Consider the following 12711-nt stretch of genomic DNA (forward strand, 5'->3'; position numbering starts at 1 on the left):
GTGGGGGCTCTTAACCTGAGGAGCGTGGAGGCGTTCCTCAGGTTTGTTGAACGTTATTTAGGTGGACCGCCGGGGCTGATGAAAATCTTTAAGTTACGTTAAAGTCCCATAACTGCTGTAAAAAAGACAAAGTATAGCTTAGCCTCTCTTTTCCCTTAAAATAATGAAGAATTGGAATGAATGTAATTTTAGATAAAAACTCAAGCGAATATATTATACCAATCTCATAAGGACTTATACCAAATAAGTACATGTACAAGGGATAGCCTAAGAACTGAAATCCTAAAAGAAAGTCCTTAATTACTAAAGTAGAGGCTATGAACCTGAAGGAGTTTTTATGGGAATCCATTTACTACTAACCTTTTCGTATATTTCTAGTTGCATGCTTTATAATCCCCTTCCCGTTTCTATGGCTTCAGCAGATACGGGGTCACATTGAACACGTCATTGGAATTGGAGTTGGTTCAAATTTCTTATTATTCTCGTTTTTACTTAATTCTTTTAAATTTAGTACTCTCATCTCTAATGTATTTCCCATTTTATTTTTCACTAAAATATATTATCTTGCTAATTCCTTCTTATTTTTCCCCTTTTAAGATCTTCATGTTGTTTAGCTTAAATACATTCAACTAAGTTTAAACTTAAATTCTGGTATTAACATTTGTCTTGTAAGAATAAAGCTGTATTGTACGTTTTGATATTGATACTCATCAATAGCCTTCAGCCATAGTAGGAAAGGCCATCATACAACTGGCGTTCTTATCATTTTTCTTAACTCCTCAGATTCCTACTTATATTGCTTACGGAATATTAACTATCATCTTTGAACCAAGTTTTGCGTACCTGTTCTCACGTTTTATAAAAGAAAATCCTAAGACTTACGGAATAGGCTTAGCCTTCTGGGAGAGTGCGATATTCGTAGGCTTACTCGAACTACCTAATGCTTTTATTGAAACTACTACAACTGTTTTACCCTTACTTTACATCGTAATTATAAAGATAATGGATAGAACTTCCTCTCTTCTCATTTATTATAGTTGGGGGATTTCAGCGTATTACAGTTTCTGGAGAAAAGAGTTAAAGTACATAATCTCTATGGCACCTTTAGGCATGGTTGATAGCTTGGCAGAATATGTTAATTAAATTCGTTCGTCAAATTATTTTATTGTAGCAATTCCTTCAATAATAGTAAGTATTGTAGGTTTTCTTTTAGTAAAATACTATTTCAAACTCTCATAGCCTAGTATTTTCGTGTATATTATTAAGACTGTAAACTTAATTGTGCAAAGAAAGATCTTGATTCTTCATATTTTTAACAATTTTTATAAACCTTAAATATTCGTACTCAGCTATAGGGTGAGTAAAAGCTAATAGCGATAAATAAGTTGATATCGAAACGCGACGTTTTACTCTTATCTTATTTTTTCCAAATAATTGGTACGCAATTAATACTCTATCCTTAAGTTTTAATGCCGCATAAGTATCTGCATCAATTTCATATGCTAAGCTAGAAATTGTGTACCCTATATAAAACAATAATAGCGATAATAGGTTAAATATAAATAAAAAATTAGCAAAGTCCAAGAATATTACCGGAAGTGAAGTAATTAACTCAATTACTAATGTATATAGTAAACCAAAATAAAGTAACGTAACTATATTCTCTACAACAGGGCTAAGAATTAGTGCTATAAATGCTACAATAAAAAATAACATTACCTCATCATAAGTAGTAATACCGAAGAAAGGAAAAGGAATAAGACTAATTGAAAAGAGGCTAGAATTCTAATTAACCATTTATATTTTCTAGCAGCGGCTGGTATAATTATAATAGATAGAGCAAGAGCAAATGGAGATAGCTTTCTAGCTAAGTAATATAGCAAGCAAAATGGCTGTCTAGAGTGTCCTTCCTCATGATATTTTATAAAGAGAAACACATCTGGCATGTCCACTGCTATTGACGAAATAGATATCTCTTTCCTTTTTATGTTATAGAGACCCAAGTAATCCTTTGAAGGTATTAATTTTACATCTTTAATTTTAACTCCTCTAATGTTGTAATTTTTTAGGGGAATGAAATTAAGAGAAATTGAAATCAAGTAGCTCAATACATCTACAGAGGGCAATAATACACCATAAGTTGCAGTTAATGCAATAATGTAGATGAGTAACGAAAGGCCATTGTAAAATCTTAATGATTGCATTCTATCACCGATTTTATCTCTTTTATCCAAACCTACTATTATATAGCCTTTTTAGTTATTTCTTCCCCAACTCATCCTTTGACTCTGAGTACCTAAGATATTGAACTCTCTATTAACTGCAACTAATTTGCCTAAGTATCTAGGATTCTTTGCTATCTAACTTTCGGGCATGTATTTACTTACGACGAATTAACTTTATCTACATTTTAGGAATTGCATCTATAATTTTATTTTATATTTATTATCTTGATTATAAATACGTTATGCCCCTATACTTGAAGAAATTTATTCCTTAGATTTTAGCGTTCTAACTATATAGGAAAGAAGAATCAGCAAGGATTTCCACGTAGGAAGATAACGGATAATGGTTAGGTAAATCTCTGAAATTCTTAATAGATAAGAATGGTTAGAGTCACAGATATTGGCAAAGTGTCAGTTACATTATTGGAGGAGGTCTAGTTTCAGTAATAATTGAAGCTTTAACACACTTTCCTCCTCTCTCTATATATTCCTTACTGTTATCGCATATTTCCTTACTATTGAGATCGAAATTCCTGCATCTTATCTTCTCAAATTCGAATTAGCCCTACGTGAAAAAGGTATTTCAGAAGGTATTTCACACGTCATAATAAAACAATATTGATTTTTCCTAATTGAAGCATCTCTATCAATTTAGACAGAGTGCCAAGTATCGCATATTCAGTTTTTTGCGGAACTGAGGAATCTTTGCCGTCTGCTTTCAAACTTTTTTGAAGGCAAAACTGACGGGATGACAATGCCTATAAACGCAAATTGGCAATCATAATACTAGACGATAAGATGGGCGAAAAACAACATCATTATAAATTCGGCGACTATATCTTAAGGAAAAAGGTCGGTACTTTGTTCATAAATTAGAAAATGTAAACGATGAGACAAAGGAGCGTTACGTCGTTTCTTTAGCCGACGTTGTCAAATCGTATCTAAATAATGAAAAAGATAACAGCATTAGGGGTGTTGGTGGGTATCCCCATAATATGGGGCCGCCGGGATTTGAACCCGGGACCACCAGCGTACTGGTGGTTGGGGTTTTTAACCCCAGGCTGGCATCCTAGTCCAAGCTAGACTACGGCCCCTTAATGTATGTTATAGTTCTAAGCACTAAAAAGTTGACTATTTCCTATATTTAAATGAATACTTTTATAATACGAATACTTTCGGTTTACTCTCCCCAAGTTAGTTATACTATTACTGAGAGAGACTATACGAAAAATTCTAAAGTAAGACACGGCGTTTCGGATATATTAATAGACCACTAAGGGAATACTCGGTGACTAAAAATTCCGGTAAAGTATACATGTAAGAGCTGTGGGTATACTTTGTATAAATTTGAAAAGGTAGGGCAAGACTTTTATGGAGTCAGAACCCCATCAGAAATAAAGCTGATATATGGCGGTAAATGTCCCAAGTGCGGTCATGAGATCTCAGCACCAGCTCTGGAAGACATTATAATAAGCTCTAAGAAAAAGCTTCCAGCAATTCTTTAACGATTTGATCGAAAGGTACCCCTTTTAAGTACTTGCGTGCTAGATCAACTCTTTTTAACCACGATAATATCGAGGTGACATTTTTCGGGTTCTCTTTGACTGACGCGTCATCGTAGTCAATAACGTAAACTCTGTCGCTAACCAAAACGTTCTTATATGGTCTCACCAATTCTCTATGCTCTACCTTCTTATCCTCGAGGATTTTAGCTGCTTCTAAGAGCTTTATGATCACTTCAAGCTTCTCGTTGTGTTCTAAGTGCCTACCGGGAATGTAATCCATAACAATGAAGTTATTACCATAATAATATACTTTAGGAGCTACTGGGTAAGCCAACTCTTGAATCTTACCTTCGATTTTAAGGCTTTCTTTCGGTGAGTCAGCCCTCCTTATTTTCACTACCTTGCCTCCTCCTATATAGACGACAATTCCAGTCTTTCCCTTACCAATAATTCTGTACTTACCTAACTGAACGTCACCGAAAGAGTACACTTCAGTTATACCGTATTCTTTAAGCTCTACCTCTATCCTCTCATCGTAAAAGGGGTAAATCATTTCCCTTACTTTAACCATGATGGCGTCTTTCTCAGGAAACGGTGTAACCATGAATCGTCCTTCACCTCCTTAAGGGTCTCGAATTCAAGCTTGAACTTGTACTTGAACGAGATAGTCCTTTTGAGTATCTCAAAAACATCGTACTCCTTCCTTTCCTTTACAGAGTAAAGCCTACCATCCTTACCTACCCATACGTTTTCGTTCATTTTGATGAACTTGTCCACACTCTCTTGTTGATAGTAATAAGGACCTACGTTTAAATAATACTTACCAATATCCTTACTCTCTAATTGGATTGCAATAGTCAACCTTTCCTCATTACCCCACGCATTTACATCAATTACCTTAAACCCTACACTCGTTAGTATATTCTTAATCTTTTCTATATTCTTCCAGACTTGCCCCCAAATAATATCCTCCACTACCCTCTCTTCAATAAGGACGTTGGCTAGTATGATGTCTCCCTTGATCTTATCGTATTTCAAGTCTTTGGGGAAGAAGTAGTCTACGGAAGGCTCTCTCAAGTAATACCTAGCCGCGATCGAGAACAGAGCTACTTTTTCTAATGACACAGCCGAAGCGGCGTTTCTTTTCGGATCTACTGGGTCGGGTATCTGTAGTGGTTCCGTGAAATCTTTCGCTGGCTCTATCAGGTGTATTTTTATCGGTGGTTTAACCCACTTTGATGCGTGTTCTAGCACTTCCCTGAAACTCCCATATTTTATGACTAATAACTCTGATACGTAGCCGGAGAACCCTTGTACTTTTATTTCAGCTCCATAAGCCCCTATTCCTTTGAAAAATCTCTTCAGTAGCCTGACCTCATCTTTTCCCCTCTCGTCTAGATGTTCTAATACATATTTTGTGTGGAACGGAGTCCTGTCTGCAGCTGTTATAGCCTCACTCCCAGAGTTTATTTTCAACGCTGGAACTACGTCGACTTCTATACCGTCAATGTAAAGCATAAGGTAAGGGTGTTCAGCATATGCTATCGTGTATTTCACGTCCGAGAAACGCGAGATGATCTCCTTTATCGCCTTCTCTTTCAGGTAGTCTTTTCCTACCTCTTTAGGGAAGAACACAAACACGTCTAAGTCCGTGTCACCTTTGAGCCAAGTACCCTTTCTAAAGGAGCCCTCGACTTCAGCTTCATAGCCCTTGAGTCTTTCTAAAACCTCTCCCAGTATCTTCTCTAGCCTTAGCTTTTCAGCCTCTCCTGGCTTTATAATCTTCAGTACTTCATCTTCTATCAACGCTCTTCACGCTATATAAAGGATCATAAATGGGACCTTTTGGAGTTAACGTACTTTTGAAGAGGGTGATCTCCTCCACGGTAATTTCTCCGAAATCTGTACTCGCATAATCGTTTAAGATTTGAATTAGATTAACAACTCCTCTAGGTCCTTTTATCCTTCCTAAAGTGAGGTGTGGAGAGAACTCTTTTTCGTCCTCTGGTCTTATCCCCCTTGAGACCAACTGTTTATATAGTTCACCCCTGAGCTTTCTGAGTTCACTTGCTCCTTCACTTAAGCCTATCCATAACACTCTGGGCTTGTTAAGGTTAGGAAATGCCCCGGTACCGAAAAACTTTACTTTGAAAGAGTTAAAAGACACGGCGTTCATCGAGTCCTTTATGAGGTCTACCTTGTTTTCTGGTAACTCCCCGAGAAAGACCAGTGTTAAGTGAATGTTCCAAGGCTCAACGAGCTTAACGTCTCCTCCGACTCTGTTCAAAACCTCGAGAGCCTCAGTTATTTTAGGTAACTGAGGGATTTTTAATGCAATAAACAGCCTCAACACTTTTTAAAACCCCACTGATGAGATTGTAGGTGGTCATTAATTAAAATAATTGCAATTACTGGAATGCCTGGGTCGGGTAAAGGAGAACTTTCCCGTCTCTTTCAGGAAAAAGGGATAAAGGTAATTGTGATGAGTGATGTCCTGAGGGAGAGGTATAGAGCTGAGGCAAAGGAAGGAGAAAGGCTGATGGACTTCGCCTTTAGGATGAGGAGTTTATACGGGAAGGGTGTTGTGGCAAAAATGTGTTTAGAGAAACTCTCTGGAGATGAGAAGGTCGTCGTATTTGACGGAGTGCGAAACTGGGAGGAAATAGAAGAGTTCAAGAAGAGGGGAGAAGTAGTTATAATTAACGTTCACGCGAGCCCAAAAACCAGATATGAGAGGTTGATGAGGAGGGCGAGAAAGGACGACGTGCTCACAGTTGAGGGGTTAATGAAGAGGGACTTCGAAGAGTTAGAGATGGGTATAGGGACTGTGATAGCGTTAGCTGACCACGTACTAGTTAACGACAAGAGTTTAGAGGAATTTAAGAGGGAGGCTGAAGAGTTAATTAATAGATTAATATGACCAGAGTCGTGGTAGAAGTCGAAGTAAGACCGTCAGAAGACAAGGACAAGGTCCTTCAGGCTATGCTGAACTTTTTCGACTTCGAAAGGATAAGTGAGGAAAAAGTAGGTATATCTCTCGTGATAATAGGAGAATCGTCCACTTTAAGATCACTTATAAGGTTTCACCGAGCATTAAGAGAAGAGAAAATTCTAGATTCGGCTAGGAAATACTTATACAAAGGTATTAATGGGAACAGCATATCGTTTATGTTAAACAAACAAGCAGCTGCAGTGAGGAGAATATCGTTTGTAGATAGTGAAAACGAGTCACCCTTAGGGCCTATAAAAGTAAGGATAGAGTACAAAGATCCACAGACAGTAATCGATTGGCTCACCCCGAAGACAGCAAAAGGGGTACCGCTATGGGAAAACCCAATACCTCAGGAGTGATTTTTCTATCACTCCTGAAGGATATAATAGGAAAAGGGCTCGGGTAGAAAGGTCTTTTCAAAAACTTTCATTGCCTCTTTCAGTAGAGGCGTTGCATCGTCATAGCGTGGACTTATGTGTATTAAAGCGAGCCGTTTAACGTTAGCTTTAGTAGCTACAGCAGCCGCGTCTTTACTGTTGGAATGCCCGTATTCGTAGGCTTCTTTCTCATTTAAAAAAGTTGAGTCGTGCAAAAGTAGGTCTACTTCCCTAACGGCATTTATTACGTCATTGCAAGGTGCTGTATCACCAGTGTATGCTACTTTGATCCCTTTCTTAACCACCAGATAATCCTCAGGCAAGAGCACTTTGGTACCTATTTCGACTCTCTTACCATCTTTCAAAAGTCTCATTATTCTCCAGTCCTTAATTCCCTCTCTTCTGAGCCTCTCTGCATCTATATTTATTCTGTCTTTTTCTTCAAAGATAAAGCCATAGGAATTAACTACGTGACACGTCCTGAACTTTGTTATCCTTATGTTAGAGTCCTCATATGATTCCGCAAATTCTATCTCGTAATTAGGGCGAAAGTAAGTCCTATTAAAGACCTCTGAGATGAAGTCCCTCAGCTCTGGAGGTCCTAATAGGGTCAGTTTTTCTTTCCTAGAATACATCCCCATGGTCTCTAACAGTCCCGGTAAGCCTAATACGTGATCTCCGTGTAAGTGAGTAATGCCTATCACCCTTATCCTCATGAAGCCCAGTCCGGAATCTATAAGTCTTTGTTGCGTCCCTTCTCCCACGTCGAAAAGTGCGTAAAGTCCCTCCCTTTGAACAAGGTAAGCCGGTAACCCTCTCTTGTTAGGTGCTCCTCCTCCGGTTCCTATAAAGTATATCTTGATCATTTGGTTACCACGTAAATAGCCCTACTTAGACTTTTATGCTCGTATATAGTATGGATTTTAACACCTTTAAATCCCGCACTTTTTAGGTCGTCCCTCCAGTCAAATTTGAAGTCCGTAGTGAAAACAAGTTTTCCGTCAACTAATTCGCTAGCTTGGTAGAAGAACTCTCGGTAAAGCTCTTTCAGTCCCTTAGGAGAGAAAGACCTACCGTAAGGAGGATCCGTTACTATAGCTTCCACCTTCCTCACGGGTGAATTTCTTGCGTCTGCCTGGAATACCTCGCATTCATAATTAAAATGCCTCAGGTTTGCTAAACTTTTTGCTATCATAACAAGGTCTATATCACTCCCTATACATCTAAGTCCCAACCACCTACTCTCGATGAGAATAGTTCCCGTTCCCACAAAAGGGTCGTAAACTTCCCTTAGGCTCTCGGATAAGTTAACCATTATCCTTCCTATCTCTGGGTTTAGAGTTCCCGATTGAGAGTAAGGTCTTTTAGAGTGAGATAGTATAGATTCGGTGTGTTTTTCAGCCTTTCTTTCTCCTGCTATTATAATCCCTTCTGTTACGATCAGGTCTAATTTTTCGCATTTCTTGGAGGTTTTTATCGACGATACAACCTCACCGTAAACGGTCTTTGCATAGTTCTTATACTCCCTCATAGGGACGTCTATATCGACTGAGTAACACCTCCCCCTTAATGCCTCAACTACATCTTTAACGTCAGTAGAAATAGCTAAGGCTTTACCGGTCTTCTTTATCGCCCCTGACTTATACGCTACTCTCTCGTCTCCTTCGTAGAGCGCGACTCCATAATAATACTCCTTTTCGCTCCCGTGGATAATACTCCTTAATTCGTCTAGTGATAAAAAAATATTGTCTAAATTGAGGTAAGCATAGTTCATAACGTTCTCGCTATAGCCTCTGATACGTCAACTATCGTCACTTTACTTGGATCTTGCGGTATCGTATTGGCTATGATCACTTCCTCAGCACCTGCCTCGATTAGTCTCAAGTATGCGTCTCCTATAAAGAGTCCGTGAACAGCAGTAACATAAACCTTCCTAGCCCCCTGCTTTTTAACCATGTTTATAGCCTGAACCATAGTGCCTCCAGTACTTATAATGTCGTCAATTAGTACCACATCCCTACCTTTTACCTCTAGTTCCGGTAAGTTCTTAATCCTTACTTCCCCAGTATTCAGATCCCTCTCTTTTTCGATAAAGGTATAGTCAGTAGATAGGATTTCAGCTAACCTCTTTGCCCTATTTAATGCTCCTTTATCAGGAGCTAGGACTAGTGGTTTCTCAGTCCTCTGTGACACGACCTTGGATATGTAGGGGATGGGGTCAATGACTTTAATATCTCCCTCAAAGTACTCAAGCTCCTCATAATGATGAGGTTCTACTACCGCTAGTGAACTGGCACCGCTCTTTCTAAGTAGGTTCAGGATTGTCTTAATGCTTATGGCTTCTCCTTCCTTAAACCTTCTGTTTTGTCTCGAGTAAGCAAGGTAAGGGATAACAACTGTGATTTTATCTACTTTCATGTCGCTTAACGTCTCAACAACTAGAAACAACTCGATTAAGTGTTTGTCTTGGGGAGGATATAAGGACTGTATCACTACGACGTCTTTATCCGTTATTTGTTCGGGTATTCGTACGTAAGACTCTCCGTCTGGAAAAACTTTATGTTCTATTTTTACAAGCTTTAAATTAAGTAAGCTCGAGACCTTTTCGTCTATCCCGTTAGTTGCCGTTCCTCCTAAAATGATCATTAAACTATTAAGTGAGTAAGTGGCTTTTAAGATTAAACGTGATGGTTTAATGTATTTTATATTCGTCCTCGGTACAGCCGGTTCCGGTAAGACTACACTCGTGAAAGCACTGAGTGACTATTTAAACGGGGAAGAACTCGACACGGCAATTATTAACTTAGACCCAGCAGTAGAGAGCCTACCTTATAAACCCGACCTCGACGTCAGGGACTATGTAGATGCATTTGAGGTCATGGAAAGGTATTCCCTAGGACCCAACTCGGCACTCGTAGCTTCTATAGATCTACTTCTTACTAAGGCTAAGGAATTAAAAGATGAGTTAAACGAGATAGAAGCTAATTACGTTTTAGTTGACACACCGGGTCAAATAGAATTATTTGCCTATAGGCAGACAGGTAGAATATTGTCGAAGTTAATCAGTGATGTAAATAAGTCCGTTTCACTATTCCTACTTGACTCGTTCCTAAGTAAAGAGGCTAGGAGTTTTGTGTCCCTCTTATTACTCTCTAGCTCCGTTAAGTTTAGGCTCGAATTACCTCAAATACTAGTCCTATCTAAGTCAGACCTCTTAACTCCTAAAGAATTTCAAGAGATGAAGAGCTGGATCGATGAGGGTAGGATGATAGACGAGATGGGAGTGTTAGACGAGTACTCTTTCGAACTGGTTAAAACTGTAGTTGAAAACTTGGACAATTTCCCGGTTCCCGTGTCTTCGACCACGATGGAAGGCATGGATGAACTATACGCCGAGATCCAGAGGGTACTAGCGGGTGGAGAGGACTATGAAACTGAGGAACCGAATCCCAAGCTGTGAATAACCGAAACCTCAGGCTTTAAAATTTTGTTAGCAAAGAATAATATCATGAAGATCAAGGTAGTGGACGCCAACAATTTCTCGTTTATATTTAAGACGCTAACTGAGTTCATAGACGAGACTACGATCCAGTTAGACAAAGATGGTCTTAAGATAAAAGGGATAGATCCATCGAGGACTGTCTTAATAGACATTTTGATTCCCTCGGGATATTTCGAGGAGTACGAAGTTGAGGAAGAGACCAAGGTCGGGATGAAAATTGAGGACGTTGCCGATATCTTGGATACTGCCACTAAAAACGACTCCTTATCCTTAGATATACAAGAAGACAAGGTTGTGTTTGAGCTAGACGGAGAGTACGAGAGGTCTTTCACGTTACCGGTCCTATCTCCTACCGAGACGGAATTTCCTGAGATAAAGCTGGAGTTTCCGTTTAAGGCTCAAATGTTAACTGCAACATTCGCCGACTTGATAGACGAACTGGTAGAGACAGGAAGTGATATAATAAAGTTTAAGAGTGAGGGTGGTAAACTCATTATCATCGTCGAGGGAGATCTGGCTTCGGCGTCAATAGAGTTATCAAAGGAGAACGGGGGGTTAATGGAGAGTGAGGGATCAGATGCCGAGAGTTCTTACGGTTTGGAATATATAGCCAATACTACCAAAATGAAAAGACCGTCTGATACCGTGAACATAGAATTCGGTTCTCAACTTCCGTTAAAGTTGAGATATAACTTGCCTCAAGGGGGTTATGCTGATTTCTACATCTCGCCGAGAACTGAATAAAATAATTTACACACTTTTCAAAGAGTATTACGAGAACGCAATTTTAGAGCTGCCGAATGACATGGAGTTAAGGGAGTTCGCTTATCAGCCTTTTGATGCTGAAACGTACGTGAGACACCTCTCATTTACTAATCCTGACGAGTTGAAATTATTCCTCAGCGAGAAAGTTCCTTTACACCTATACTACTCATCGGCGAGGTATCAACTACCTCAAGCCAAAAACATGGAGGAAAAGGGTTGGTTGGGCTCAGACCTCCTATTCGACCTAGATGCAGACGAGATTTGTGACTTAAGAGTCAAGAGGTTTTGCGACGGCATGGAAGCTCTAATGCAGTGTGAGAACTCAATAGAGTACGTTGAATTAACTAAGGATTGTATGGAAAACGTGTTTGGGAAAGCCTTATTGATAAAGGACATACTCAAAGAGGATTTCGGGATGGATGCTAAAATTTACTTTTCTGGCAACAGAGGTTTTCATGTAAGGGTTGAATGTCACGGAGACTGCGCATTACTCGACTCCGAAGACAGAAAGGATATAGCGGACTATATCTCCGATCCTTCCCCTCCTTATGAGGGCGATGTCAACTCTCCAGGTTGGGTAGGGAGACTGGCTAGAGGGTTGAAGGGAGTCAGGATAGATCAGCAAGTCACAGTAGACCCGAAAAGACTAGTGAGGATACCGGGGTCTATAAATGGTAAGGCAGGGCTAAAGGTCTATGAGGTCAAGGGCGACACATTTGACTTTAACATCCAGTCCTTATCTCCCTTTAAGGGTTACGTAGCCTTTCTGTCATATGTTACCTATTCTTTACAGTTACCAGACGGGAAGATCGACCTCAAGAAGGACACAGTAGTAAAGCTCCCCGCAGAAATAGGTATTTATTTAAGCTTAAAGGGTTTAGGGGTGATTAAGGCATATGCTAGATGAGTTGGTGAGTAACGAGCTTAAACGAGATAACGAGATAACTGAGATCTCAAAAGACACTATAGAGAAGTTAATACAAGCTCTTTTGAGGCTGAGGAGGAAATACAGTGACGAACTTCACAAAGAGGAGCTGAAAATATACGAAGAATTAGCTGAATCACTCTTAGAGTTGAGACTTGAGAAAGTCATTGAGGGTTTTGAGCCCAAAGGCTTTGACAAAGACGTACTATCGCTTGTGAACGTAATGAAGAAGGTGTACATCGACTACGTGACTGGGAGGTACCACACGTACAAGGGAAGGGTACTTTGCCTCAGTAATACTAAGTTCAGTCTGGGAAATACTGTAGTCGAGCAGGGTGACGTAATAATACTACCGTTAAACAAGGTTTTAGCTTTAATAACCACTAATTATATAACTCCAGTAGAAGTCAGAGAGTGATC

16 protein-coding genes, 1 tRNA gene and 2 pseudogenes are annotated in these 12711 nt (G+C 39.4%); 10 read left to right on the plus strand and 9 right to left on the minus strand.

The genetic code is table 11. The annotated features are described in order from the left end of the window. Window positions 1-102 (plus strand): annotated as a pseudogene (locus WIW72_RS13245) (transposase); the annotation flags it as partial. On the opposite strand, the gene WIW72_RS05660 reads toward WIW72_RS13245, so the two are convergent. Next, a complete protein-coding gene (locus WIW72_RS05660; protein WP_337702984.1) occupies window positions 89-349 on the minus strand; it encodes a hypothetical protein in 261 nt (86 codons plus the stop codon). The pseudogene WIW72_RS13245 and the gene WIW72_RS05660 sit on opposite strands and share 14 nt — an antisense overlap. Before the next feature lie 653 nt (window positions 350-1002). Between WIW72_RS05660 and WIW72_RS05665 the strand changes: the two genes are divergently transcribed. Next, complete coding sequence (locus WIW72_RS05665; RefSeq protein ID WP_337702985.1) at window positions 1003-1143, plus strand: hypothetical protein; 141 nt, start codon at window positions 1003-1005, stop codon at window positions 1141-1143. Window positions 1144-1715: 572 nt separating this feature from the next. Here the strand turns inward: WIW72_RS05665 and WIW72_RS05670 are convergent. After that, window positions 1716-2204 (minus strand): hypothetical protein, encoded by a 489-nt coding sequence (locus WIW72_RS05670; RefSeq protein ID WP_337702988.1) that lies wholly within the window; start codon window positions 2202-2204, stop codon window positions 1716-1718. A gap of 845 nt (window positions 2205-3049) precedes the next feature. Here WIW72_RS05670 and WIW72_RS13250 point away from each other — a divergent pair. Then, window positions 3050-3193 (plus strand): annotated as a pseudogene (locus WIW72_RS13250) (putative integrase); the annotation flags it as partial. A gap of 28 nt (window positions 3194-3221) precedes the next feature. On the opposite strand, the gene WIW72_RS05675 reads toward WIW72_RS13250, so the two are convergent. Further along, window positions 3222-3319 (minus strand) — tRNA-Pro (locus tag WIW72_RS05675). 243 nt (window positions 3320-3562) lie between these two features. Between WIW72_RS05675 and WIW72_RS05680 the strand changes: the two genes are divergently transcribed. Continuing rightward, the gene (locus tag WIW72_RS05680; RefSeq protein WP_337702990.1) at window positions 3563-3730 is read left to right on the plus strand and encodes a hypothetical protein; all 168 of its coding nucleotides are present in this window, start codon (window positions 3563-3565) and stop codon (window positions 3728-3730) included. Here WIW72_RS05680 and WIW72_RS05685 read toward each other — a convergent pair. Genes WIW72_RS05685 through thpR form a run of 3 tightly spaced genes read right to left on the minus strand, consistent with a single transcriptional unit; the run spans window position 3702 to window position 6080 of the window. Continuing rightward, window positions 3702-4301 carry a serine/threonine protein kinase gene (locus WIW72_RS05685; protein WP_337703182.1) on the minus strand — a complete coding sequence of 200 codons (600 nt, stop codon included), beginning with the start codon at window positions 4299-4301 and terminating at the stop codon, window positions 3702-3704. The two genes, WIW72_RS05680 and WIW72_RS05685, sit on opposite strands and share 29 nt — an antisense overlap. Further along, entirely contained in the window at window positions 4289-5536 is a 1248-nt protein-coding gene (cca, locus tag WIW72_RS05690; RefSeq protein WP_337702991.1) for a CCA tRNA nucleotidyltransferase, read from the minus strand. The genes WIW72_RS05685 and cca overlap by 13 nt, the downstream gene beginning before the upstream one ends. Then, window positions 5523-6080 (minus strand): RNA 2',3'-cyclic phosphodiesterase, encoded by a 558-nt coding sequence (gene thpR, locus WIW72_RS05695; RefSeq protein WP_337703183.1) that lies wholly within the window; start codon window positions 6078-6080, stop codon window positions 5523-5525. Before thpR ends, cca begins: the two co-directional genes overlap by 14 nt. 42 nt (window positions 6081-6122) lie before the next feature. Here thpR and WIW72_RS05700 point away from each other — a divergent pair, with 42 nt between their 5' ends. Both WIW72_RS05700 and WIW72_RS05705 read left to right on the plus strand, forming a co-directional pair. Beyond that, complete coding sequence (locus tag WIW72_RS05700) at window positions 6123-6650, plus strand: nucleoside monophosphate kinase (RefSeq protein WP_337703185.1); 528 nt, start codon at window positions 6123-6125, stop codon at window positions 6648-6650. Then, complete coding sequence (locus tag WIW72_RS05705; protein ID WP_337702993.1) at window positions 6647-7081, plus strand: RNA-binding domain-containing protein; 435 nt, start codon at window positions 6647-6649, stop codon at window positions 7079-7081. Before WIW72_RS05700 ends, WIW72_RS05705 begins: the two co-directional genes overlap by 4 nt. Before the next feature lie 8 nt (window positions 7082-7089). Here WIW72_RS05705 and rnz read toward each other — a convergent pair whose 3' ends face one another. The 3 genes from rnz to WIW72_RS05720 are packed head-to-tail and all read right to left on the minus strand — an operon-like array spanning window position 7090 to window position 9745. Beyond that, window positions 7090-7965, minus strand: coding sequence for a ribonuclease Z (gene rnz / locus WIW72_RS05710; RefSeq protein ID WP_337702996.1), 876 nt, complete (start codon window positions 7963-7965; stop codon window positions 7090-7092). Beyond that, on the minus strand, window positions 7962-8873 hold the full coding sequence (locus WIW72_RS05715) for a TRM11 family SAM-dependent methyltransferase (protein ID WP_337702998.1): 912 nt from the start codon (window positions 8871-8873) through the stop codon (window positions 7962-7964). Before WIW72_RS05715 ends, rnz begins: the two co-directional genes overlap by 4 nt. After that, window positions 8870-9745 (minus strand): ribose-phosphate diphosphokinase, encoded by an 876-nt coding sequence (locus WIW72_RS05720; RefSeq protein WP_337703000.1) that lies wholly within the window; start codon window positions 9743-9745, stop codon window positions 8870-8872. Before WIW72_RS05720 ends, WIW72_RS05715 begins: the two co-directional genes overlap by 4 nt. A gap of 49 nt (window positions 9746-9794) precedes the next feature. On the opposite strand from WIW72_RS05720, the gene WIW72_RS05725 reads away from it, so the two are divergent. Genes WIW72_RS05725 through WIW72_RS05740 form a run of 4 tightly spaced genes read left to right on the plus strand, consistent with a single transcriptional unit; the run spans window position 9795 to window position 12709 of the window. Continuing rightward, complete coding sequence (locus tag WIW72_RS05725) at window positions 9795-10559, plus strand: ATP/GTP-binding protein (protein WP_337703187.1); 765 nt, start codon at window positions 9795-9797, stop codon at window positions 10557-10559. 48 nt (window positions 10560-10607) lie between these two features. Continuing rightward, entirely contained in the window at window positions 10608-11345 is a 738-nt protein-coding gene (locus tag WIW72_RS05730; RefSeq protein WP_337703002.1) for a DNA polymerase sliding clamp, read from the plus strand. Beyond that, window positions 11311-12273, plus strand: a complete 963-nt coding sequence (priS, locus tag WIW72_RS05735) for a DNA primase small subunit PriS (protein WP_337703004.1) — start codon at window positions 11311-11313, stop codon at window positions 12271-12273. Before WIW72_RS05730 ends, priS begins: the two co-directional genes overlap by 35 nt. Then, window positions 12263-12709 (plus strand): hypothetical protein, encoded by a 447-nt coding sequence (locus WIW72_RS05740; protein WP_337703006.1) that lies wholly within the window; start codon window positions 12263-12265, stop codon window positions 12707-12709. The genes priS and WIW72_RS05740 overlap by 11 nt, the downstream gene beginning before the upstream one ends. The last annotated feature ends 2 nt before the right edge of the window (window positions 12710-12711 follow it).

Source organism: Stygiolobus sp. CP859M (assembly GCF_037389975.1).
Lineage (GTDB): Archaea > Thermoproteota > Thermoprotei_A > Sulfolobales > Sulfolobaceae > Stygiolobus.

Excerpts from the sequence above, each read along its gene's own strand:
- rnz (WP_337702996.1), bottom strand. The coding sequence starts at position 7,965 with ATGATCAAGATATACTTTATAGGAACCGGAGGAGGAGCACCTAACAAG.
- WIW72_RS05660 (WP_337702984.1), bottom strand. The coding sequence starts at position 349 with ATGGATTCCCATAAAAACTCCTTCAGGTTCATAGCCTCTACTTTAGTA.
- WIW72_RS05730 (WP_337703002.1), top strand. The coding sequence starts at position 10,608 with ATGAAGATCAAGGTAGTGGACGCCAACAATTTCTCGTTTATATTTAAG.
- WIW72_RS05740 (WP_337703006.1), top strand. The coding sequence starts at position 12,263 with ATGCTAGATGAGTTGGTGAGTAACGAGCTTAAACGAGATAACGAGATA.
- WIW72_RS05685 (WP_337703182.1), bottom strand. The coding sequence starts at position 4,301 with ATGGTTAAAGTAAGGGAAATGATTTACCCCTTTTACGATGAGAGGATA.
- WIW72_RS05665 (WP_337702985.1), top strand. The coding sequence starts at position 1,003 with ATGGATAGAACTTCCTCTCTTCTCATTTATTATAGTTGGGGGATTTCA.
- WIW72_RS05715 (WP_337702998.1), bottom strand. The coding sequence starts at position 8,873 with ATGAACTATGCTTACCTCAATTTAGACAATATTTTTTTATCACTAGAC.
- WIW72_RS05705 (WP_337702993.1), top strand. The coding sequence starts at position 6,647 with ATGACCAGAGTCGTGGTAGAAGTCGAAGTAAGACCGTCAGAAGACAAG.
- WIW72_RS05725 (WP_337703187.1), top strand. The coding sequence starts at position 9,795 with ATGTATTTTATATTCGTCCTCGGTACAGCCGGTTCCGGTAAGACTACA.
- WIW72_RS05720 (WP_337703000.1), bottom strand. The coding sequence starts at position 9,745 with ATGATCATTTTAGGAGGAACGGCAACTAACGGGATAGACGAAAAGGTC.
- priS (WP_337703004.1), top strand. The coding sequence starts at position 11,311 with ATGCTGATTTCTACATCTCGCCGAGAACTGAATAAAATAATTTACACA.
- WIW72_RS05670 (WP_337702988.1), bottom strand. The coding sequence starts at position 2,204 with ATGCAATCATTAAGATTTTACAATGGCCTTTCGTTACTCATCTACATT.